The organism is Cytobacillus sp. ABV4_503 (assembly GCF_056158445.1).
Genome location: NZ_JBSWTH010000001.1, coordinates 4,684,468 through 4,707,397, shown reverse-complemented (window position 1 = coordinate 4,707,397; position 22,930 = coordinate 4,684,468). Strand labels below are relative to the sequence as shown.

The 22,930-nt window shown below is 44.4% G+C and carries 24 protein-coding genes; 22 read left to right on the top strand and 2 right to left on the bottom strand.

Annotated features, from left to right (window positions below; translation table 11 throughout):
• Nucleotides 1–180 precede the first annotated feature (180 nt).
• The 8 genes from ACXAD1_RS23460 to ACXAD1_RS23425 all read left to right on the top strand — a co-directional run bounded on the left by ACXAD1_RS23460 (nucleotide 181) and on the right by ACXAD1_RS23425 (nucleotide 8,424).
• Complete coding sequence (locus ACXAD1_RS23460; protein WP_019380596.1) at nucleotides 181–1,038, top strand: class II fructose-bisphosphate aldolase; 858 nt, start codon at nucleotides 181–183, stop codon at nucleotides 1,036–1,038.
• Between the two features lie 194 nt (nucleotides 1,039–1,232).
• Entirely contained in the window at nucleotides 1,233–1,877 is a 645-nt protein-coding gene (gene fsa, locus ACXAD1_RS23455) for a fructose-6-phosphate aldolase (RefSeq protein WP_474911180.1), read from the top strand.
• Nucleotides 1,878–2,406: 529 nt separating this feature from the next.
• Entirely contained in the window at nucleotides 2,407–3,693 is a 1,287-nt protein-coding gene (locus tag ACXAD1_RS23450; RefSeq protein WP_206840759.1) for a UDP-N-acetylglucosamine 1-carboxyvinyltransferase, read from the top strand.
• A 170-nt stretch (nucleotides 3,694–3,863) separates the two neighbouring features.
• The gene (glpX, locus tag ACXAD1_RS23445) at nucleotides 3,864–4,826 is read left to right on the top strand and encodes a class II fructose-bisphosphatase (RefSeq protein WP_009332282.1); all 963 of its coding nucleotides are present in this window, start codon (nucleotides 3,864–3,866) and stop codon (nucleotides 4,824–4,826) included.
• 404 nt (nucleotides 4,827–5,230) lie between these two features.
• Nucleotides 5,231–6,499, top strand: a complete 1,269-nt coding sequence (rho, locus tag ACXAD1_RS23440) for a transcription termination factor Rho (RefSeq protein WP_113882361.1) — start codon at nucleotides 5,231–5,233, stop codon at nucleotides 6,497–6,499.
• Nucleotides 6,500–6,661: 162 nt separating this feature from the next.
• Complete coding sequence (gene rpmE, locus ACXAD1_RS23435) at nucleotides 6,662–6,874, top strand: 50S ribosomal protein L31 (RefSeq protein ID WP_009332279.1); 213 nt, start codon at nucleotides 6,662–6,664, stop codon at nucleotides 6,872–6,874.
• 205 nt (nucleotides 6,875–7,079) lie between these two features.
• Nucleotides 7,080–7,700: a thymidine kinase gene (locus tag ACXAD1_RS23430; RefSeq protein WP_474911179.1), complete on the top strand. Its 621-nt coding sequence runs from the start codon at nucleotides 7,080–7,082 to the stop codon at nucleotides 7,698–7,700.
• Between the two features lie 283 nt (nucleotides 7,701–7,983).
• A complete protein-coding gene (locus ACXAD1_RS23425; protein ID WP_206840755.1) occupies nucleotides 7,984–8,424 on the top strand; it encodes a hypothetical protein in 441 nt (146 codons plus the stop codon).
• 29 nt (nucleotides 8,425–8,453) lie between these two features.
• On the opposite strand, the gene ACXAD1_RS23420 is transcribed toward ACXAD1_RS23425, so the two are convergent.
• Both ACXAD1_RS23420 and ACXAD1_RS23415 read right to left on the bottom strand, forming a co-directional pair.
• Nucleotides 8,454–9,416: a DMT family transporter gene (locus tag ACXAD1_RS23420; protein ID WP_474911178.1), complete on the bottom strand. Its 963-nt coding sequence runs from the start codon at nucleotides 9,414–9,416 to the stop codon at nucleotides 8,454–8,456.
• Nucleotides 9,417–9,427: 11 nt separating this feature from the next.
• Nucleotides 9,428–10,081 (bottom strand): GntR family transcriptional regulator, encoded by a 654-nt coding sequence (locus ACXAD1_RS23415; RefSeq protein WP_370223537.1) that lies wholly within the window; start codon nucleotides 10,079–10,081, stop codon nucleotides 9,428–9,430.
• Nucleotides 10,082–10,300: 219 nt separating this feature from the next.
• On the opposite strand from ACXAD1_RS23415, the gene prfA reads away from it, so the two are divergent.
• The 14 genes from prfA to ACXAD1_RS23345 all read left to right on the top strand — a co-directional run bounded on the left by prfA (nucleotide 10,301) and on the right by ACXAD1_RS23345 (nucleotide 22,923).
• A complete protein-coding gene (gene prfA, locus ACXAD1_RS23410) occupies nucleotides 10,301–11,374 on the top strand; it encodes a peptide chain release factor 1 (protein WP_009332270.1) in 1,074 nt (357 codons plus the stop codon).
• Nucleotides 11,375–11,381: 7 nt separating this feature from the next.
• Complete coding sequence (prmC, locus tag ACXAD1_RS23405; RefSeq protein ID WP_370223535.1) at nucleotides 11,382–12,236, top strand: peptide chain release factor N(5)-glutamine methyltransferase; 855 nt, start codon at nucleotides 11,382–11,384, stop codon at nucleotides 12,234–12,236.
• 135 nt (nucleotides 12,237–12,371) lie between these two features.
• Complete coding sequence (spoIIR, locus tag ACXAD1_RS23400; protein ID WP_474911351.1) at nucleotides 12,372–13,046, top strand: stage II sporulation protein R; 675 nt, start codon at nucleotides 12,372–12,374, stop codon at nucleotides 13,044–13,046.
• A 171-nt stretch (nucleotides 13,047–13,217) separates the two neighbouring features.
• Nucleotides 13,218–13,598: a KGG domain-containing protein gene (gene gsiB, locus ACXAD1_RS23395; protein WP_206840745.1), complete on the top strand. Its 381-nt coding sequence runs from the start codon at nucleotides 13,218–13,220 to the stop codon at nucleotides 13,596–13,598.
• Nucleotides 13,599–13,782: 184 nt separating this feature from the next.
• Nucleotides 13,783–14,229, top strand: coding sequence for a GNAT family N-acetyltransferase (locus tag ACXAD1_RS23390; protein WP_206840743.1), 447 nt, complete (start codon nucleotides 13,783–13,785; stop codon nucleotides 14,227–14,229).
• Nucleotides 14,230–14,405: 176 nt separating this feature from the next.
• A complete protein-coding gene (locus ACXAD1_RS23385; protein WP_474911177.1) occupies nucleotides 14,406–15,449 on the top strand; it encodes an L-threonylcarbamoyladenylate synthase in 1,044 nt (347 codons plus the stop codon).
• Between the two features lie 113 nt (nucleotides 15,450–15,562).
• Nucleotides 15,563–16,114: a manganese efflux pump MntP gene (locus ACXAD1_RS23380; RefSeq protein WP_474911176.1), complete on the top strand. Its 552-nt coding sequence runs from the start codon at nucleotides 15,563–15,565 to the stop codon at nucleotides 16,112–16,114.
• Nucleotides 16,115–16,304: 190 nt separating this feature from the next.
• A complete protein-coding gene (locus ACXAD1_RS23375) occupies nucleotides 16,305–16,745 on the top strand; it encodes a low molecular weight protein arginine phosphatase (RefSeq protein WP_206840737.1) in 441 nt (146 codons plus the stop codon).
• A 16-nt stretch (nucleotides 16,746–16,761) separates the two neighbouring features.
• Nucleotides 16,762–18,057, top strand: a complete 1,296-nt coding sequence (locus ACXAD1_RS23370) for a methyl-accepting chemotaxis protein (RefSeq protein ID WP_474911350.1) — start codon at nucleotides 16,762–16,764, stop codon at nucleotides 18,055–18,057.
• 115 nt (nucleotides 18,058–18,172) lie between these two features.
• Complete coding sequence (gene rpiB / locus ACXAD1_RS23365) at nucleotides 18,173–18,613, top strand: ribose 5-phosphate isomerase B (protein WP_474911175.1); 441 nt, start codon at nucleotides 18,173–18,175, stop codon at nucleotides 18,611–18,613.
• A 171-nt stretch (nucleotides 18,614–18,784) separates the two neighbouring features.
• Entirely contained in the window at nucleotides 18,785–19,351 is a 567-nt protein-coding gene (locus tag ACXAD1_RS23360) for a TIGR01440 family protein (protein ID WP_474911174.1), read from the top strand.
• Between the two features lie 631 nt (nucleotides 19,352–19,982).
• Nucleotides 19,983–20,516 (top strand): sigma-70 family RNA polymerase sigma factor, encoded by a 534-nt coding sequence (locus ACXAD1_RS23355; RefSeq protein ID WP_474911173.1) that lies wholly within the window; start codon nucleotides 19,983–19,985, stop codon nucleotides 20,514–20,516.
• Complete coding sequence (locus tag ACXAD1_RS23350; RefSeq protein ID WP_474911172.1) at nucleotides 20,509–21,504, top strand: anti-sigma factor; 996 nt, start codon at nucleotides 20,509–20,511, stop codon at nucleotides 21,502–21,504. The genes ACXAD1_RS23355 and ACXAD1_RS23350 overlap by 8 nt, the downstream gene beginning before the upstream one ends.
• Nucleotides 21,505–21,681: 177 nt before the next feature.
• Complete coding sequence (locus ACXAD1_RS23345; protein ID WP_071159499.1) at nucleotides 21,682–22,923, top strand: serine hydroxymethyltransferase; 1,242 nt, start codon at nucleotides 21,682–21,684, stop codon at nucleotides 22,921–22,923.
• Nucleotides 22,924–22,930 lie beyond the last annotated feature (7 nt).

Here is a 22,930-nt window from a genome sequence, read left to right as displayed (position 1 = left end):
AAAACGCTCTGGAATAATGGCTTTTCTAAGTCCTTTTTGGTATGATAACAGATGAATTCCAAAGGATCGTATCTGTTTAGCGGACTATTTTAAGGGTACATATTCGATAGTGTTAAGGGGAAAACTTTAACAGTATTTAGTCTGATGAACTTAAACGATTATCAATAAGGAGGAAGAAAAATGCCTTTAGTTTCTATGACTGAAATGCTGAATAAAGCAAAATCAGAAGGCTATGCAGTAGGTCAATTTAACTTAAACAACCTTGAGTTCACTCAAGCTATCCTGCAGGCGGCAGAAGAAGAAAAGTCACCGGTTATCCTTGGTGTTTCCGAAGGTGCTGCACGCTACATGGGCGGTTTCAAAACGGTTGTAAAGATGGTTGAAGGACTGCTGGAAGATTACAAAATTACCGTTCCAGTGGCTATCCACTTAGATCACGGTTCAAGTTTTGATAAATGTAAAGAAGCGATCGATGCAGGCTTCACATCTGTTATGATCGATGCTTCTCATGATCCATTCGAACAAAACGTTGAGACTACTTCTAAAGTAGTTGAATATGCACATTCAAAAGGCGTTTCAGTTGAAGCAGAGTTAGGAACTGTCGGCGGACAGGAAGACGATGTTGTAGCTGATGGCGTTATTTATGCTGATGCTAAAGAATGTGAAGAACTGGTAAAACGCACAGGCATCGACTGCCTTGCTCCGGCACTTGGTTCTGTTCATGGCCCATACAAAGGTGAGCCAAACCTTGGCTTTGCTGAAATGGAAGAGATCGGAAGCCTTACAGGTGTTCCTTTAGTTCTTCATGGCGGAACTGGAATTCCAACAAAGGATATCCAAAAGTCCATCTCTTTAGGAACCGCAAAAATCAATGTAAACACTGAAAATCAAATTGCTTCTGCAAAACGCGTTCGCGAAGTATTGGCAGCAGATACAGAAGTATACGATCCACGCAAATACTTAGGACCGGCACGCGAAGCGATTAAAGAAACTGTAATCGGCAAAATGCGCGAGTTCGGTTCTTCAAACAAAGCATAATTAATATCATTGCATAAGAAACCGCTTCTGGATTTAGGGGCGGTTTCCCTGTATTTTATCCGGCGGTTCGCAGAGTGCCTGCTGGCGGAATTTCTGCATCCAAATGTAAGGCTTTACAGAATCACAACTTTATTTAATAATACATAGATATCCGCAGCATTAATTATCAAAATATTAAACAAGGTGGGATTATTATGAAGTTTTTCATCGATACAGCAAACATGGACGAAATTAAAGAGGCATATGCCCTTGGGGTAGTAGCAGGAGTAACAACCAATCCATCATTGGTGGCAAAGGAAAAGAATGTATCCTTCCCTGACCGTCTGCGTGAAATCACGGACCTGGTGCCAGGCTCAGTAAGTGCAGAGGTTATCGCCCTTGATGCAGAAGGCATGATTAAAGAAGGAAGAGAGCTTGCAGCGATTGCACCTAACATCACAATAAAAGTCCCAATGACCCCCGATGGTCTAAAAGCAGTAAGTGCTTTTTCAAAAGAAGGCATTAAAACAAATGTAACTTTAATCTTCAGTGCAAACCAGGCGCTGCTTGCTGCAAGAGCAGGTGCTACATACGTTTCTCCATTCCTTGGACGTTTGGACGATATTGGCCATAACGGTCTGGAGCTCATTTCCACAATCGCAGAAATCTTTGCAATTCATGACATTGATACAGAAATCATTGCCGCTTCCATCAGACATCCTCAGCATGTGACGGATGCAGCATTAAGAGGAGCCCATATCTCGACAGTTCCTTATAAAGTCATCCAGCAATTATTCAACCATCCTCTTACAGATAAGGGAATCGAAGCATTCCTGGCAGACTGGAACTCAAGAGGATAAGGCTTTCTTCGGAAAAATAACTCTAGGAAACTGGCTTTGTTTATTTGTACTTTGAGAGCTGTCTAGCGCAAGTGCCTGCCCCCTCGAGGTGTCGGGGGTGGGCAAGGCGCTTGCGTTTTTCTTGAGCAAAGCCAGCCCCTTCACTTGTACCCCGGCTTTTAGTGCTTCTTTCTTAATTTTAACTTTTTTTGAATACAATACATGAGATTTGATTTTTCGTGTAAACTATAGGATAAAGATAATGTCGGAATATGTAAAAAACACATGGAAAATTGTTCCTTATTCATCTTGCAATGTTGCAAAATGCAGATACATGATAATATGTAAGTGCATATTTTCCCAAAGACTATTTTTCCGATATTAAAAATAGACAAGCCTATTTGGTTTCTTATAGAATCTGGGGCTATTTTCTGGCGGAATTGGTTAGAAAAGTAGTGTGTAGCTTTTGGTGTAAGGGCTATCAATTTTTTAAATATTGAAGTCAAATGTCAGCATGTGTGTTTAACAACGGCTTAGAAGGGAGTTACAAATGGAAAAGCTAATGATTGCAGGCGGATATCCATTAAAAGGAACAGTCCGGATCAGCGGAGCGAAGAATAGTGCAGTAGCATTGATTCCAGCTACCATTTTAGCGGAATCGCCTGTGACAATTGAAGGTTTGCCGGATATTTCGGATGTACAAATTCTAAAAGATTTGCTTGAAGAAATAGGGGGCACTGTTGAATTCTCCGGAAATGATATGACAGTAGATCCCTCTTCCATGATTTCCATGCCTTTGCCGAACGGAAAAGTGAAAAAATTACGCGCTTCCTATTATTTAATGGGAGCGATGCTCGGCCGATTCAAAAAAGCGGTTATTGGACTTCCTGGCGGATGCCATCTGGGGCCAAGGCCGATTGACCAGCATATTAAAGGTTTTGAAGCTCTTGGCGCGCGTGTGACCAATGAGCAGGGAGCCATTTACCTTCGTGCCGATGAGCTTCGCGGAGCCCGTATTTATCTCGATGTTGTCAGCGTTGGAGCAACCATCAATATCATGCTTGCCGCTGTCAGGGCAAAAGGCAGAACGATTATCGAAAATGCTGCAAAAGAGCCTGAAATCATTGATGTTGCTACGCTTTTAACCAATATGGGTGCGAAAATCAAGGGTGCCGGCACAGATGTGATCCGCATCGATGGCGTAGATCAGCTGCATGGCTGCCAGCATACGATTATCCCAGACCGGATTGAAGCGGGAACCTATATGATCGTTGGTGCAGCGGCCGGAGAAGGTGTGCTGATTGACAATGTAATCCCCCATCACCTTGAGTCCCTAATAGCAAAGCTTCGCGAAATGGGCGTTCAGGTTGAAACGAACGACGACCAGGTATTTGTCGGGCCAGCTGAGAAAATGAAAGCAGTGGATATTAAAACGCTTGTTTATCCTGGCTTCCCTACAGATCTTCAGCAGCCGCTGACTTCTCTGTTAACTGGTGCAGAAGGGACAAGCATGGTTACGGATACCATTTATAGTGCCCGTTTCAAGCATATTGATGAGCTGCGCAGAATGAATGCCAACATTAAAGTTGAAGGACGCTCGGCTATCATCAATGGGCCAATCCAGCTTCAGGGCGCTAAAGTTAAGGCGAGCGATTTGCGCGCAGGCGCAGCACTGGTAATTGCCGGTTTGATGGCTGAGGGAGTTACTGAAGTCACAGGCTTAGAGCATATCGACAGAGGCTATAGCCATCTTGTTGAAAAGCTGAATGGACTTGGTGCCACAATCTGGCGCGAAGAAATGAGCAAAGAAGAAATGGAACAAATGAAGAACGCATAAATAGAGAAACATCTTGAGATATTGACAGCTGACTGATGATTGCTTGGGCCAAAGCTTAAGTGACATCAGCAGACAAATATAAATTAAGGCGGGCTTTTGCGGTGCCGGCGGTAAAGACCCGGTCCGCATTCGCCATGCTGCCAGCCTTAGAATCCGGGGAGGAAGAATCGATGGAAAGAAGTTTGTCAATGGAATTAGTTCGCGTAACGGAAGGTGCCGCTTTAGCATCAGCACGCTGGATGGGCCGCGGATTAAAAGATGAAGCGGATGATGCCGCTACTTCTGCAATGAGAGATGTATTCGATACGGTGCCAATGAAGGGAACAGTCGTTATCGGGGAAGGCGAAATGGATGAAGCGCCAATGCTTTATATCGGGGAAAAGCTTGGAACAGGCTATGGCCCGCGTGTAGATGTTGCTGTTGATCCGCTTGAAGGCACTAACATCGTTGCATCCGGCGGCTGGAATGCCTTAGCTGTTCTTGCGGTAGCTGACCACGGAAATCTTCTGCATGCTCCGGATATGTACATGGACAAAATTGCAGTCGGTCCTGAAGCAGTTGGACAAATTGATATTAACGCTTCTGTTTTGGATAATTTGAAAGCGGTCGCAAGAGCAAAAAACAAAGATATCCAGGATGTCGTGGCTACAGTGCTTAACCGTGAGCGCCATGAGCACATCATCAGCCAGCTTCGCGAAGCAGGTGCCCGAATTAAGTTAATTAATGACGGGGACGTAGCTGGAGCCATTAATACAGCTTTTGATGAGACAGGTGTAGATATCCTGTTCGGATCAGGCGGAGCACCAGAAGGCGTATTGGCAGCTGTAGCCCTTAAGTGCCTTGGCGGAGAGATTCAAGGAAAACTTCTTCCGCAAAATGACGCAGAGGCTGAGCGTTGCTTGAAGATGGGCCTCGATATTAATAAAGTCCTTCTTATGGAAGACCTGGTAAAAGGCGATGATGCCATTTTTGCTGCCACAGGCGTAACAGACGGAGAGCTTCTGAAAGGCGTACAGTTTAAAGGCTCATATGGTTCGACCCATTCGCTTGTCATGCGTGCCAAATCAGGTACGGTCCGCTTTGTCGAGGGACGCCATAGTTTAAAGAAAAAGCCAAATCTTGTTATTAAATAATTTCCATAAAAGATAGATAGAAAATGAGAGCTGGCCATCTGTGCCAGCCTGCTCATTTTCATTTCCTTCCTTCTATATTTTCCATATCAAATTTAGTTATTGATTAATTTTCATATTAAGGGGTAAAATAGAGATTGTTTTTTAAATGGCTCCAGCGTCTAACCCCTCGAGGGTCGGGCAGGGCGCTTGCGCTTTTCGAAGAAGAGGATACCTCTAATATCAACTGAAAAACGGACAATAAACCGTTCCATTCCTCGAAACCTTTAATTAAGAACATAATGATAGATTCTTCAGCTATTTTCAGTGCCTCAAAGTATCTTTCCCTTTCCTTTCATATACCGTTCAATATTTATACAGCTGCATATGAAGGAAATGATTGAAAATTTCAAAAGTGTGGTGTAAAAATGGGTTTAAACATTTCAAGTTTAGAAAATATGAAACTGAAAGAGCTTTATGAACTTGCCCGTGAATATAAAGTTTCTTACTACAGCAAGTTATCGAAAAAAGAATTGATTTTTGCCATCCTAAAAGCAAGAGCAGAGCAGGAAGGCTACTTTTTCATGGAAGGTGTCCTGGAGATCATTCAGTCAGAAGGATTCGGCTTCCTTCGTCCAATCAACTATTCACCAAGCTCTGAGGATATTTATATTTCTGCTTCCCAGATCCGCCGTTTTGACTTAAGAAACGGAGATAAGGTTTCAGGAAAGGTCCGTCCTCCAAAAGAAAATGAGCGTTACTTTGGTCTTCTGCAAGTAGAAGCCGTGAATGGCGATGATCCGGAATCAGCAAAAGAGCGCGTTCACTTCCCTGGTCTGACTCCTTTATATCCAAACCGCCATATGAAATTGGAAACAGGTACAAGACAGCTGTCTACAAGAATTATGGACCTGCTTGCACCAGTTGGATTCGGGCAGCGCGGTCTGATTGTCGCTCCTCCTAAAGCAGGTAAGACCATGCTTTTAAAAGAAATTGCCAATAGCATTACAACCAACCACCCGGAAGCGGAACTGATCGTGCTATTGATTGACGAGCGCCCGGAAGAGGTAACAGACATCGAGCGTTCAGTTGCAGGCGATGTGGTCAGCTCAACATTTGATGAAGTGCCTGAAAACCACATTAAAGTGGCCGAGCTGGTTCTTGAACGAGCTATGCGCCTCGTTGAGCACAAGCGTGATGTTGTTATTTTGATGGACAGCATTACAAGACTGGCAAGAGCTTATAACCTGGTTATTCCTCCAAGCGGAAGAACACTCTCCGGCGGTATTGACCCGGCTGCATTCCACCGTCCAAAGCGTTTCTTCGGTGCAGCCCGAAACATTGAAGAGGGCGGAAGCTTAACGATTCTGGCAACTGCACTCGTTGACACGGGCTCACGCATGGATGACGTGATTTACGAAGAATTCAAGGGGACAGGCAATATGGAACTGCACCTTGACCGCTCCTTGGCTGAAAGAAGAATCTTCCCGGCCATCGACATCCGCCGTTCCGGAACGCGCAAAGAAGAACTTCTTATACAGAAAGATCACCTGGACAAGCTGTGGGCAATCCGCAAATCCATGTCTGATTCACCGGATTTCGCCGAAAAACTGCTTCGCAAGCTAAGACAGACAAAATCGAACGAAGAGTTTTTTGCCAATTTGGCTGAAGAAATGAAGGCTAAGCGCTCGCAGTAAGAGTTCATTTGGAAAATCCAGGATGCCGAATTCGCTTATTGCAAAAAACACTTTGACTTGTTATAATGATGACAGTGTGTTTTTGAAGTTTACGGCAATTCATGATTGCCCGTAATATATAACTCTGTTTCGAATGATTCAGGGCGGAAGGAGATGAAAAGAATGAAATCAGGAATTCATCCTAACTATAAAAAAGCAATGGTGAAATGTGCTTGCGGTAACGAGTTCGAAACCGGTTCTGTTCAAGAAGAGATCCGCGTTGAAACTTGCTCTGAGTGCCACCCATTCTATACTGGACGTCAAAAATTCGCTGAAGCTGGCGGACGTGTTGACCGTTTCAATAAGAAATACGGCATTAAGTCAGAACAAAAATAATAAACAACAAAAACAGGCAAGTTAACTATCTTGCCTGTTTTTTATTGCGAAATAACCCTTATTGGATATGAAGAACTGTTTTGAGTGGACCTTTTTGCTTTGAAAAAAGCGCGAGTATAATTAAGATTAACAGCTCGACCCTTTCTTCATAAAATAATGATAACAAGCCATTCTATTAGTTAGAACGAGGAAGGAGAGGCCGTTCATGTACGTTGTGAATCATCACGGATGGGTGGAAGTCATTTGCGGCAGCATGTTCTCCGGCAAATCAGAAGAACTGATTCGCCGTGTGCGCAGAGCTCAGTTTGCCAAACAGCAAATTGCTGTATTTAAGCCGCAGATCGATAACCGATACAGTGATGAAGCTGTCGTTTCACATAATGGAACTTCGGTCATAGCTAGACCCATTTCCCAGTCTACCGAAATTTTTAAATACATTACAGCTGATATTGATTTGATTGCCATTGATGAAGTGCAATTTTTTGATGATGAAATTGTAAAAGTCATTCAGCACCTGGCTGACAGCGGACATCGTGTCATCGCTGCCGGACTTGACCAGGACTTCCGCGGAGAGCCGTTTGGCCAAATGCCTGCCATCATGTCGATAGCAGAAATGGTTACAAAGCTTCAAGCTGTCTGTGCCGTTTGCGGTTCACCTGCAAGCCGTACACAGCGCCTGATCAATGGGAAGCCAGCTTCGTATGATGACCCGGTTATTTTAGTCGGCGCATCTGAAGCATATGAACCGCGCTGCCGCCATCACCATGAAGTTCCCAAATCGCCAAATGTTCTGGATAAACAAAAAACAACTGAGTTTTTATCATAATTTTATACGAAGCGATCTCTCTGCCCTGGCGTGTTCCGGGCAGTTTTTTTATGGCCCAGAAAACGGAAAAATGAAGGCGAAATTAAAAATTTCAGCATGAATGCCTCATGTAGCCGAAAGTGGGAGGAGAGCAGAAAAAAGGTCGTCATGAGCGGCTCAGGAAGCCGAAAAAAAGAAGCAAAGCAGTGAGAAGGTCGCCATAAAATGCTCGCTCCAGCTCTGCCTAATATTGGACTGCACATTCCTCCTTATAGCGGACATGCTATAAAAAGGAGGTGCAGTAATGAAAAAATTTAGTGTTTTCATTTTGATGCTCGCATTTCTGGCTGGCTGTGCCAACAATCAGGCAACCGAGAGTGAGTATGACCATGAGACCCAGGATGGAGTTTCATTTATAAATAATGATCTGGACCGCACCGAGGACAATGACACATTGGACCGGACGATGAGCGGTGAGCAGAACCCGAACTTTATCAATTTTGACGGCAAACGCCTGGATAATCAGGATGATATCAACCAGGCCCGCAGGGTGATTGCTGCTCACAATGGGTATCGCCCGGGAGCAGTTTGGGTAAATGGAGAGGATATGTGGGTGACTGCATACCGAAAAGGCAATATGACTCATCAGGAAAAGATTGATTCACAGGCACAATTGCATAAAGATCTCATTAAAGCTCTTCCGACTTATCACATTGAAGTAAAGGTTCAGGAAGACCGCACGTAAAAAATGCCCTGCTTACCCAGGGCATTTTTTTACGCAGCCTTTCTTTTTAATATGACTTTGTTCGAGGTTACATAACTGTGAAGCACCATGCCTACGATCACAAGTGCCATACCTGTAAAAGAAATTCCAGACGGCAAGGGGCTTGACAGCAGCAGCACTTCACCAAGAACAGCAAAAAGGACCTCGAGAGATTGTGTTGCTTCCACTGCCCCCAGCTTTTGCATATTGCCGCGGACGAGGTCAGTGGCTGCAAAAAACAGTACCGTGGCAAAGACGCCGGAAAATAGGGCGACTAAACCGGACTGAGTGACCTGGCCAAAACTGGGTACTCCGCTTGTTGCCAGGGCGGCTGCAGAAAGAACGACCCAGAAAGGAAGACTGGCAATCGTCATTCCGAGCACGCGCTGGTAGGCATCCAGCCGATTTTCACACACATCCATCATTTTGCGGTTGCCTAATGGATAGGCAAAAGATGCGATAACTAAAGGAATGATCACAAGCATCGTATCACGAAATGAAATGGAGGAGGCATGCTCGACTTGCATCACAGCAACTCCAAGAAGAATGATCAGGCTCATCATGAGACCGCGAAATGGCACTTTTCCTCTAACCTTAACAGTTCCATTTCCAGTTTGATATGCAACAAAAAAAAGCGGTGCAAGCAGGGAGCCGGAGATAATCGTAATCTGCCAGGTTCCGGCAATCAGCCAGCCGGGACCATAGGCTGCTGCAAAACATAACGGGGCATAAAATAAACCGAAGCCAACAAAGCTCCATAACAGCCATTGCCCGGGAGCTTTTTTCATCTCAGTAAATAATGGCCGCAAATTCCCTCTGAATGCTACAATGGCACCCAAAAGAGGAATCATGAAAAAATAGCGGAGCGATGCGCTCCATAGCCAGCTTCCTCCATCCATTTCCATTGCGCGGTTTAATACAAATGTGAAAGCAAAAAAGAAGGCGGAACAAACGCCTATTAGAATAGCTTTCATGCCAGTTCACCTCATTTCCCTGTTAAAAGCCCGCCAAGGCTCAGCCAGTTTTCCTCCACCAGGCTGGATGCCAGCTGCTCCTGGCCATGCCTGCTCGCTTCCATAATTTTTTTGTGCTGCTCTACAGATTTCAGCCCATTCAAAGATCCGAATTGAGCAATTTCCAGACGCTGAATTTTGGGCATAATTCTCTTTAATGCTGAGATAATTTCGGGATTATCTGCTGCAGAAAGATAAACCTCGTGGAAGGCCTCATCTGCTTTTACTGCACTAAGAATATCCTGTTTTTTCATGGCGGCCTCCAGATTATTATTGGCTGCCTCAAGCCTTGCAAAATCACTCGGCACTAAGCGGGGAACGCCAAGCCTGGCACCTAAAGCATGCAGGGAAGCTGCCACAGGAAAGGCGTGGCTGGCACCATCTTCATTTAGAGGAGTGACACGAGTAGAGGAGCCGGGCGTTGATACAACGAGCCCTTCATCCTCCAGCCTCTTTAAGGCTTCCCGGACAGGCGTGCGGCTGATCCCAAAGTCTTCTGCCAGTTCCTTATCATGAAGGCGCGAACCCGGTTCAAAATCAAGCTGAATAATATTTTTCTTAAGTGTTTCGTATACTTCATCTCTAAGGGACAAACGTTTAATTGGAGTGATATTTTTATTCTTCATAAAACCAATATATCGGATATCATAGTAACCCGCAATGATTTTTCAGAAAATTTATTAACAGGGAAGAAGTCATCCTTATTCCCGAATGGTTTTGACTGCAACTACCACCTATACTATAATTAGAATGTTATGGAGTTGCGGCTTTTTTAATAAAATAAAACTATACCCCGCTGTGACAATATCCGGCGGTTATTGGATAAAAAATTGAGGTGAATGGCTGTGTTTGATCGTCTTCAATCTGTCGAGGACCGTTATGAAAGATTAAATGAGCTTTTGAGCGATCCGGAAATTGTCAATGATCCGAAAAAGCTTCGCGAATATTCAAAAGAACAGTCTGGTATTCAGGAAACTGTTGACACATACCGCGAATATAAAGAAGTGAAAGAGCAGTATCAGGATGCGCGTGCCATGCTTGAAGAGAAGCTTGATGCCGAAATGCGCGAAATGGTAAAAGAAGAATTGGCCGAGCTTGAGGAAAGAAAAGAGGATCTGGAAGCACGTCTGAAAATCCTCCTCATTCCTAAAGATCCTAATGATGATAAAAACGTTATTATGGAAATCCGAGGTGCAGCCGGCGGTGATGAAGCTGCCTTATTTGCAGGTGACTTATACCGTATGTACAGCCGCTATGCCGAGACGCAGGGCTGGAAGATCGATGTCATTGAGGCAAGCTCTACGGGCGTTGGCGGCTATAAGGAAATCATCTTTATGATTAACGGAAATGGCGCTTATTCCAAGCTTAAGTTTGAAAATGGCGCACACCGTGTTCAGCGTGTACCGGAAACTGAATCCGGCGGGCGCATCCACACTTCAACTGCAACAGTTGCGGTTCTTCCTGAAGCAGAAGAAGTGGAAATCGACATTCATGAAAAAGATATCCGTGTGGATACATTTGCTTCAAGCGGACCGGGCGGACAGAGTGTTAACACGACGATGTCAGCTGTTCGTTTGACTCACTTGCCGACAGGTACGGTTGTTTCCTGCCAGGATGAAAAGTCACAAATCAAAAATAAGGAAAAAGCGATGAAGGTTCTTCGTGCCCGTGTTTATGATAAGTTCCAGCAGGAAGCACAGGCGGAATATGACCAGCAGCGTAAATCAGCAGTTGGTACCGGAGACCGCTCTGAGCGCATCCGTACGTACAACTTCCCGCAAAACCGTGTCACCGATCACCGTATCGGCCTGACAATCCAAAAGCTTGATCAGATCCTTCAAGGAAAGCTCGATGAAGTTATTGACGCTCTGATCGTTGAAGAGCAATCTGCGAAGCTGGACAGTGCATCCAATGAGTAATCCAACTATGAAAGTATATGAAGCCCTCAACTGGGCTTCTTCTTTTTTAAAGAAGTCAAACCGTGATGAGAATGCCGGTGAGCTGTTATTGCAGCATTTTATGAAGATGAGCAGGGCAGGCTTTTTGTCTAATTTACGCGAAGATTTGCATCCGGAGGTCCTGGATGAATTCCAGAAGGCAGTGCACGCACACGCAGCGGGCCAGCCTGTTCAGTATATAATCGGCACTGAAGAATTCTACGGGCGCACCTTCCATGTGAATGAAGATGTCCTTATTCCAAGGCCAGAAACGGAAGAACTCGTTTATAATGCTCTTAAGAAGATAAACAAGCTGTTCGGCTCTGTGAACGGGCTTGAAATGGCAGACATCGGTACCGGCAGCGGAGCGATTGCCGTTACGATGAAGCTCGAGAAGCCGGAATTAAATGTCACGGCCACAGATATCTACAGGCCGACCCTTGAGCTGGCTGAGAAAAATGCAGAACAGAATGGCGCGGTAATCGATTTTTTTCAGGGGGACCTTCTACAGCCCCTTATTTCGAAAGGGAAGAAATTTGATATCATACTATCCAATCCTCCATATATACCGGAAAGGGATATCGAGTGGATGTCGGATATAGTCACAGAACACGAACCGCACCGTGCCCTCTTTGCAGGGGAAGATGGACTGGATCTGTACAAGCGCTTTATGGAGGAACTGCCAGCTGTCATCAAAGACCGTGCCCTCATCGGCTTCGAGGTAGGTGCCGGCCAAAGTGAAGCAGTATCTGCACTTCTGAAGCAGGTTTTCCCTCAGGCAAATATTGAAACAGTCTATGACATTAACGGCAAAGACCGGATGGTTTTTGCAAAAATAGAGTAACACAGCCGCCGGAATGGCGGTTTTTTTAGGTGAGAGGGACTGCATCAGAATCCTATAAAAAAATTTAATTTTAATAGTTTAAGATTCTGGCATCCTGTCCACACTGTGGATAGTGAAGGGATGGTGCCGGAAATGATGAATACAAAAACGATAGTGAAATTATATGTACTGATTTTATCCTTAGGAACCATTTTAAGTTTATATATACCGCAAACAGAAGTCACAGCTGATGAGCCAATGGTAATACCAAGCGAGGCAATAAGGCTGCGCATTCTGGCCAACAGCGATAATGAAGAAGACCAGGCGATTAAAAGGAAAGTTAGGGATGCAGTAAATGCAGAAATCACTGAGTGGGTGGCAGAGTTAACTTCAATCGAAGATGCCCGTGAACTGATCCAGTCCAGATTGCCTGAGATCCAAAAGATTGCCGAAGAAGTAGTAGCTGATGAAGGGTCTGATCAGAAAGTAAATGCCGACTTTGGAAAAGTCAGCTTCCCGACGAAGTTATATGGACAGTTATTATACCCGGCAGGCGAATACGAAGCGATCTTGATCACTCTTGGCGAAGGAAAAGGGGCAAACTGGTGGTGTGTGCTTTTCCCTCCTCTTTGCTTCCTTGATTTCTCAAACGGTGTGGCTGTAAGCGAAGGCTTTGAAGAAGAAGAAAAGAAAGGGGAAGTAAAGGCAGAAGAAATTGCTGCTGACACTGATTCCGAAAAAGAAACCCCTCCCGTTTATACAGAGGAAGATGAAGAACCTGTAGAAGTAAAATTCTTTTTAGCTGAAATATGGGAGAAAATCTTCGGTTAGGCCTTGCTGCAGAGCAAGGTCTCTCTTTTTTAGAATCACTTTAAAAACTGGAAATCAAATTACATTTAAGACAAGCATATAACATCTTCTTTTCATGCGTTTGATTCTACTAAAAACGGATATTTAAAGTAGTGTAACAACAAAACATAAACAAAAAGGAGATGAAAGATAATGGCTAAAAACAACAATAATAACAACGATAAAATGTCTCGTGAGGAAAGAGGGCGCATGGGCGGAGAAGCAACAAGCCGCAATCATGATAAGGACTTCTATCAGGAAATTGGACAAAAGGGCGGAGAAGCTACCAGCCAAAACCATGACAAGGAATTCTATCAGGAAATAGGCCAAAAAGGCGGAGAAGCGACAGCGGAAAATCATGATAGTGAATTCTATCAGGAAATAGGCCAAAAAGGCGGAGAAGCAACTGCTGAAAATCATGACAAGGAATTCTATCAGGAAATTGGACGCAAAGGCGGAGAAGCAACTAGTGAAAACCATGACCGCGATTTCTACGAAGAAATCGGCCGAAAAGGCGGCAACTCGAACGACTAAACCTGCCGCAGAAAAATTGTATATGATAGTAATATAAACACGGCAGCGGAATTCAGACAGCTGCCGTGTTTTATTTTACAGTAGTCATTCGTTCTCTCACATCCTGAAATATTTTTCAAATCTAGTTCTACTTTTTCTATTTTTTCATATTCATAGAGTGACAATAAGAAAATGGGGTGAAGAAATGGAAACAGGTGTAGTGAGATGTGCTGATGCTTCAGATGTGGAGAATCTGGCATCTTTTCTGGAATCGGCAAACTTAAGTACGGATGGGATAAGGGAAGCAATCGAATATTTTTTAATTATGGAGAATGATTCTGGGGATATTAAAGCTACCCTGGGAATTGAACCCCATGGGAAGAATGGACTTTTAAGGTCCCTTGTAATAACATCCTCAGCATCTGAAAAAGATCTATTTATTTTGTTTGAGCAAATATTAATGCTGGCAAGAGATCGGGGCATGGAGTCCTTGTATCTAGCATCGAATAAAAGAAACTCGCTGGCATTTTTCAGCCTGCTTGGCTTTAAACAGGAAGAAACAGCGCGATTGCCGGAAGTCTTATTCGAGTCGGAGCATGTTAAACATATCCTGACTGTGGATAACTCTTTCTTTTTGAAATTATCCATGTGAATTGTGGGTATCTTGCCAAAGTTATGCACAAATCGCTCTTATTTATACACAATTTGTGGATAAGACTTGAGTTATCCAGCTTCTTCTACTATACTTTCCAAAGGAATGTTCAAAAAAATGTCGAAAACAAAGGAATTTTGACAGCAAAAAAACATTTTTTGTGAAGGTGGATAACAATGATTACAAAAAGATGGTCGGTGGATAACAGTGTGGATAAAGAAGATAGTTATTCACAGTTTTCACAGGCTGCCGATCTGTTAAAAAAAAATGAAGTGGTCGCTTTTCCAACAGAAACCGTATATGGATTAGGCGGGAATGCGGAAAATGATGAAGCGGTCAGAAAAATATTTGAGGCAAAAGGACGTCCGAGTGATAATCCCCTGATTATTCACATTGCTGATAAAGCACAGCTGGACGCGTTTGTAACCGAAATTCCGCAAAATGCGCAGGCGCTCATGGATCAATTTTGGCCGGGACCGCTTACGCTCATTTTTAATCATAAGGAAGGTGTTCTTTCCCATTATGCAACGGCAGACTTATCCACTGTTGCTGTGCGGATGCCTGATCATCCAGTAGCCCTGGAGCTGCTGGAGAAAGCAGGATTGCCAATTGCCGCTCCTAGTGCCAACCGATCGGGAAGGCCCAGTCCGACAACGGCTGACCATGTTTGGGAAGACCTCAATGGTAGAATTGCAGGTTTAGTGGACGGGGGTCCGACAGGTGTTGGTGTGGAATCCACTGTATTGGATTGTACGGGTGAAGTGCCGGTCATCTTAAGGCCAGGCGGCATTACCAGAGAACAGCTGGAAGAGGTTGTAGGCAAGGTAAGCGTGGATCCTGCATTAGCGGATGAAAGCCAGGCGCCGAAATCTCCCGGCATGAAATACCGGCACTATGCACCGGATGCACCTCTTTATTTAGTAGAAGGAACAAGAGAAGACATCCAGCATTTTGTTGAGGATAAAAAGCAGGAAGGCCTTTCGGTGGGAGTCCTGACGACATCAGAAAACCTGGAATTTTATCATGCTGATTTTATCTATGCCTGCGGGCAGCGGGAAAAGCTTGAGACAGTGGCCAGCTCTCTCTATGAAGCATTAAGATACTTCAACACAACAGATGCTGATATTATTTTCTGTGAGATGTTCCCGGGTGAAGGCGTCGGGCATGCAATCATGAACCGCCTGATGAAAGCAGCAGGGCACAGGGTTATTAGCAGATAGATAAAGAAACCGTTTCGTCATGAGGCGGTTTTTTGTTTTGGGAAAAGGCAATGGCATTCTAAAACCTCACGGACGTGCATATGCTGAATTAGCAAGTCCAAGGAGGCGGAAAAATGTCTGCAATGATCGGGGAAATATTAACACTGGCCCTAATGGCATTTGCATTAGGGATGGATGCCTTTTCGGTGGGTCTTGGTATGGGGATGTACAAACTCCGCCTCAGACAAATAGCTAAAATCGGCATCACCATTGGCCTTTTCCATGTATGGATGCCATTATTGGGAATGATAGCAGGCAGATTTCTTTCAAAAACATTCGGAGCCATAGCCGGTTATGCAGGCGGGGGACTGCTCCTTTTATTAGGTGTGCAGATGATTTGGTCAAGCTTCAGGGAGGATGAAGACAGCTTAATCACGCCAGTGGGCTTAGGGCTGCTGATCTTTGCCTTGAGCGTCAGCCTTGATAGTTTTTCAGTAGGCCTCAGCCTGGGAATCTACGGAGCCAAAACATTGCTTGTGCTCGTGTTCTTCGGAGCAGGGGCGGCCATCCTCACATGGGCCGGCCTCCTCACAGGCAGAAAAGTCCAAAGCTGGATCGGCTCCTACAGCGAGGCTCTCGGCGGTGCCATCCTCCTTGCTTTTGGGGTAAAACTGTTATTTTTATAGAGGTTAGCGTGTGTTTAAATGTTAATATTTTGTGAAAAATGGAAAGGGTGCGGGTCGCCCTTTTTCTTTTTTTTGCACAGGAGCTATAGGTGTTATGGGAAATTTGACTTATAATGTAAGAAAAGTGCAAACTGTCATTTTGAATAAAGTTTTATGGTTATAGACCGATATATAAGGAGGGAGTTTCTCTGTGACAAAAGTATTGTTTGTATGTACAGGAAATACTTGCAGAAGCCCTATGGCAGAAGCCATTTTAAAAAGCAAATCGCTCCCGGGTGTAGAAGTGAAATCGGCTGGAGTATTTGCGGCAGAAGGCAGCGGGGCGTCCCCGAATACAAAAAGTGTGCTGGAGGAGCATGGGATTCCGCTTCAGCATCAGTCTTCCAGCATGAATGAAGGTTTAATTGACTGGGCGACCTATATTTTAACAATGACAGCCGGCCACAAAAATACCGTTCTGTCCATGTTTCCTGACGCAGTGGGTAAAACCTTCACACTAAAAGAGTTTGCCGGAGCGCCTGGAGATATTATCGATCCATATGGGGGGCCGGTTGAGATATATAGAAATACATTTAAAGATCTGACAGAAGCGATTGAACAAATTTTGGATCGCATACAGAGACCAGATTAATCAGGGGGGCAACATGATGGGGGAGAAAAAGGGCTATAAGTTTGGCCTTAGGAAAAAGCTCGTATTATTTATCACATCGCTGGCTATCATTACATACACAACAAGTGCTGTATTTCTTTACTTTATATTTCCTGGCATAGAAGAGATGCTTCCATTTGGAGAGGGTGTTTTTACTATTTTAACCTTAGGAATGGGTATTTTTTGGTCAGGTGTTCTTGCCTTTTTTGCTGCAGGTTTCATTATCAAACCTTTACAGAAACTTGAAAAAACGGCACTCATGGCTGCCAATGGCGATATCGGCCAGGACGCAGAACTTTCCAGGTCGGATGATGAAATCCGTTCATTGGGTATTGCATTCAACCATATGCTTTTCAATTTAAGGGATATGGTTCATAAAATTGACGAGAACTTTAGAGAAACGAATGAAAAAGTCATTGCGATGTCTTCCGAATCTTCGGCAGCTGCAGAGCAGGCAGATGCGATTGCCAGAACCATCAGCGAGATTTCCCAGGGAGCAGATAGTTCTGCGGTTTCCATTCAATCAACAGCTGAATCCATGGAAGATGTCCTGCGAATTGCTCAGGAGGTTCAGGATACAGCAAAAGCATCACAAAATGTTTCCGGCGAAATGGTTAAGGACCTGATGGAATCAAAGAAAGTGATCCATTCACTTATTTCAGGTATAGACAAACTGGCCCACGATAATGAGGAATCACTGCAGACAGTGAAGCGCCTAGAGCAAAATGCTGTGAAAGTGGAGCAGATTATTCAGCTTGTCGGTGACATTGCAGCACAGACCAACCTCCTTGCTTTAAATGCTTCCATTGAAGCAGCGCGTGCCGGGGACCATGGCAAAGGATTTGCGGTAGTCGCTGAGGAAGTCCGTAAACTTGCAGATGAAAGTGCACAGGCAGTCCAGGGCATCTCAGAACTGATAAAAAACATTCAGGAAGAGGTCCGCAATGTTGTCACGCAAATCTCATATCAAGTGGAGACTGCTAATAATGAAGTGAAAAAAGGGACGAAAACAAATGAAGTGATTGAGGAAATGGCGAAAGTGGTCAATGAAATGGCTGCATCCGTTTCTGCCATATCAGGCCTGGTTGATAACCAAATGGAGGGAATACAGCTAACATCCACACAATCCCAGGAGGTTGCTGCAATTGCTGAAGAAACATCAGCAGGCGCACAGGAGGTTTCAGCAGCCACCCAGCACCAGACCGCTGTGATTGGCAATGTGGAAAAACTGGCCATCGATCTTAAAGAACAGGCAGAAAAATTAAAAAGCACAATTACTAAATTTAAACTATAAACGATTGTTGAGGGAGCCCAAAATGCAGCTCCCTTTCTTTATATTTTCAAGGTTTTGTGTCAAAATAAAAGCATAATATCAAAAATAAGCGGGCTTCAAACAGGAGGGTTTCATAATGAAAATTGCAATTGCATCAGACCATGGCGGACTTAATCTCCGCGAAGAAATCAAAATCCTAATGGATGAAATGAACATTGAGTATGAGGATTTCGGCTGTGAATGCGAAACTTCAGTAGATTATCCGGATTATGCATTGCCTGTTGCTGAAAAGGTAGCGAATGGCGAATTCGACAAAGGCATTCTGATCTGCGGGACTGGGATTGGCATGAGCATCTCTGCCAACAAAGTGAAGGGAATCCGCTGTGCGCTTGTGCATGATGTATTCAGTGCCAAAGCAACCCGTGAACATAATGACAGCAACATCCTTGCTATGGGTGAACGAGTGATTGGCCCTGGCCTCGCTCGTGAAATTGCAAAAGTATGGCTTTCAACAGATTTTGAAGGCGGCCGGCATGAAAACCGTGTAGGAAAGATTACTGCTTACGAAACGAAGTAAAGTGAAACTTCAATCAGCGTGGGGGTATTCCCACGCTGATTGTTAGTTGAACCAATCGGGCCTTTACGGGCAGTTTGAATCCCGCTTATCCTCCTTCGACTTTTTTGAGCTATAAAGGGGGAGTCTTACTGCCCGTTAGACTGCGGTGAATCTTCCGAAAGGGTGAGCATTTTGATTGAACAATGGAAAAAAGAGCTGGATACAATCATTCGTGAATTTAGTGAACAAGTTCCTTTAAGTGAAAAGCATATTCTTGTAGTGGGCTGCAGCACAAGTGAAGTAGCCGGGAAAAGAATCGGCACAGCCGGAACGGAACAAGTGGCTGAAATGATTTTTGAGCGTCTGGACAAGCTTCGCCAGAATACCGGGGCTGCACTGGCCTTTCAATGCTGCGAACATTTGAACAGGGCACTCGTAGTAGAGCGTTCCGTTGCCGAGGTAAAAAACCTGGATGAAGTGACCGTCATCCCTCACCGCACGGCCGGCGGCGCGATGGCAGCATATGCCTATGAACACTTCAAAGATCCCGTCATGGTGGAGTTTATCAAGGCAGATGCCGGCATCGATATCGGCGACACACTGATTGGCATGCATCTGAAGCATGTAGCCGTTCCGATCAGGACCTCACAAAAATCAGTCGGCGAGGCCCACGTCACCATGGCCAAAACCAGGCCGAAACTGATCGGAGGAGCACGGGCGATCTATGAACGAAACTCTGATAATACATCATGCAGGTAATGATAGGTCAAGTATAGCGAATCAGTTTTGCAGAAAAACTTTGATAATAATTTGTCCATTAGCTGTCCCAATTGCCTAGCAATTGGGGCTTTATTCATTCCTATTAAATACTCAATTTCTTGTTCAGTTTCGCCACACCAGCCACCTATTCGGAGAGCAAAAGGTGATTTCCTGTACCACGAGTCCGAACCCGAAGCTGATTCGGACAGGATAAGCGGAAATCCTAGGGGATAAGTCCGAAGTTGAAGCTGATTCGGACAGGATAAGCAAAAATCCTAGGGGACGAGTCCGAAGTTGAAGCTGATTCGGACAGGGTAAGCGGAAATCTAAGGGAACGAGTCCGAAGTTGAAGCTGATTCGGACAGGATAAGCGGAAAACCAAGGGAACGAGTCCGAAGTTGAAGCTGATTCGGACAGGATAAGCAGAAATCCGAAGGAACGAGTCCGAAGTTGAAGCACATTCGGACAGGAAAAGCGGAAATCAGAGGGAACGAGTATATTGACAGGCGCCTGCCCCATTTTAACTAAAAATGGTATAGGTGCCTGTCACTTTTTTTATGGAACGTGTAACATTCAGGAAGGAAGAACGTGTATAAAGTGCAGCATTTATTGAGAAAGGGGGGAGAAACCGTTGAAAGAAAACAGGCGGGATAGGCTGGATGATTTATATCGGCATTATGCCAGACCGCTTTATTACTTTTTATATAAGATGTCAGGCTCCAAAGAAACAGCGGAGGATTTAACTCAGGAAACATTCATTAAGGCAACGGTTTCTCTCTCTTTCTATAAGCAGGAAGATGTAAGGGCATGGCTATTCAAAGTAGCAAGGAACGCCTATTTGGATGAATGGAGGAAACGGCAGAGGAGAAATAAGATTCCTTTTGCCGGCTATTTATTTTCCAGAGATGAAATGATAAGTCCATATGGGCTGCCGGAGGATGAAGCATTAAATAAAGAGTCGAAGGAAAAAGTGGAAGATCTTATGAGCTGCCTGCCGGAACAGTACCGGTCCATTTTATATTTAAGAGAATTTGAGTCTTTTAGCTATAGTGAAATCCAGGAGGCGCTGGATCTATCGGAAAATCAAGTAAAGGTGACACTGCATCGGGCCCGGAAAAAGCTGACACAGCTCGCCGATGAACAATGGAGGGAAAAACATGACTGACTGGAACAAAGACCGCGAAAAGAAAATCATGGCTAGATACCGTTTCACCTTAACTTTCAGAGTAATAAGGGTCATTGCTGCCTGTTTGCTGTTGTTCTGGGTATATATGATGGCCGTGAATATAATATCCGATGCCGCCAATAGTGAAAAGAAGCATGTTTTTTACAGCAAGGTAGCTCTTGATTGGAAGTATCCAAATCTATATGAGGATTTTGGCGGCTTTGTTAATAAAGAACTAACACCCTTTCTGACACAGAAAATATCCTACCCGATTTCCCGCCAGATTGGCCGCGAATCTCAAACAATCGGGGAGGTTCACATTGAGAAAAGGCTGCTAAATTCGTATTCAACCTTAAAAATCCAGAAATATGAGCCGCAAAACGAAAACATTTACCGTTTCTCCCTGCCTGAAAATCCGAATAGCGGAAAAAAGCTATCAGCTGAAGGGAAACCAGGTGTCTGGGCTTCACTAGAAAAAATACACGAGGGGACTGTGGCGGAAATGGCATTTTCCACACAGTCATTTATGAAGCCGGAGGAGCTTCTGAACCTGTTAAAGCCCTATGACCTGGAAGTCCTTTGGATGCCGCTCTATACAGGGGAACTGAAGGAATTTCAGACGGGGTATGGCAGTGGTGGCAACTCAATCGAATTAACATCCATTTATGGTCTGACTGGGGGAAGGGAAGCAGGAGAAGATTATATGTCAGAGTCGAAATTGGCCCTTAATGATGAATTTATGGAAGAAAATAAAAAGTTGATGCTGAAACAGATGGAAACCCTGTTAAAAAATGAATCTCAAAGCTATTATGAAAACTTTTTAGGACTGGATCATCTGAAAGACCGTCATAAATATCTTCAAAAAAATGGCTTCACTGTCTATGGGGCAGTCGTTACCGGCCCGGTAAAAGAACTATTAAAGCTAAAAGAAGAAAAGCAAATCCGTGCTCCATACCTTGGCGAAGTGGATTATTGGAACTGGGAATAAAAGGATGGTGACAGGCACCTATACCACTTCATCAAACTGGTATAGGTGCCTGTCACTTTTTCGGAAAACATGCTAAAATGAAAAAGAATTTTCACAAAAAGATCGATACATAAAAATGGAGAGCCTTTAAATAGCTTTCCTTTATTAAAAGTGTGTTGGAGAAAAGGGAGGATTCTTATGAAGCATTTAGCACAGCAGGATGAGCAGGTTTTCAAGTCGATTCAGGAAGAATTAGGACGCCAGAGATCAAAGATTGAATTAATCGCTTCTGAAAACTTTGTCAGTGAAGCGGTAATGGAAGCACAGGGTAGTGTTTTAACAAACAAGTATGCTGAAGGCTATCCAGGCAGACGCTATTATGGCGGATGTGAACATGTGGATGTAGTCGAAGATTTAGCCCGTGACCGTGCGAAAGAAATTTTCGGCGCGGAGCATGTGAACGTGCAGCCGCATTCAGGAGCACAGGCAAATATGGCTGTATACTTCACTGTCCTGGAGCAGGGAGACACTGTTCTTGGCATGAATTTATCCCATGGCGGACATTTAACTCACGGCAGCCCTGTAAACTTCAGCGGCGTGCAGTACAATTTCGTCGAATATGGAGTGGATAAAGAAACACATCGCATCAATTATGATGATGTGCTTGAAAAGGCCCGTCAGCATAAACCGAAACTAATTGTAGCGGGTGCAAGTGCTTATCCGCGTGAAATTGACTTCAAGCGTTTCCGGGAAATTGCCGATGAAGTCGGTGCCATGCTGATGGTTGATATGGCTCATATTGCAGGCCTTGTAGCTGCTGGGCTTCATCAGAATCCGGTTCCGTTCGCGGACTTTGTTACAACTACTACGCACAAGACATTGCGCGGACCGCGCGGCGGCATGATTCTCTGCAAAGAAGAATATGCAAAGAAAATTGATAAATCCATTTTCCCTGGAATCCAGGGCGGTCCTTTAATGCACGTTATTGCGGCAAAAGCGGTTGCCTTCGGCGAAGCGCTTCAGGAAGAATTCAAAACATATGCAGGCAATATTATTTCTAATGCCAAAAAGCTGGCTGAAGCATTGCAGGCTGAAGGAATTGATCTTGTATCTGCAGGCACAGACAACCACTTGCTTTTAGTTGACCTTCGTTCTCTGGGCTTAACGGGGAAGGTAGCTGAGAAAGTGCTTGATGAGGTCGGCATTACAGTCAACAAAAACACAATTCCTTTCGATCCGGAAAGCCCATTCGTGACAAGCGGCATCCGCATCGGTACAGCGGCCGTTACGTCCCGCGGATTTGGCGAAAAAGAAATGCAGGAAATTGCATCCATCATTGCCTTCACACTTAAAAATCATGAAGATGAAGGGAAGCTTCAAGAAGCGGCTCAGCGCGTCGAAGCCTTAACAGGCAGCTTCACTCTATATCCAGAATATTAATTAATCA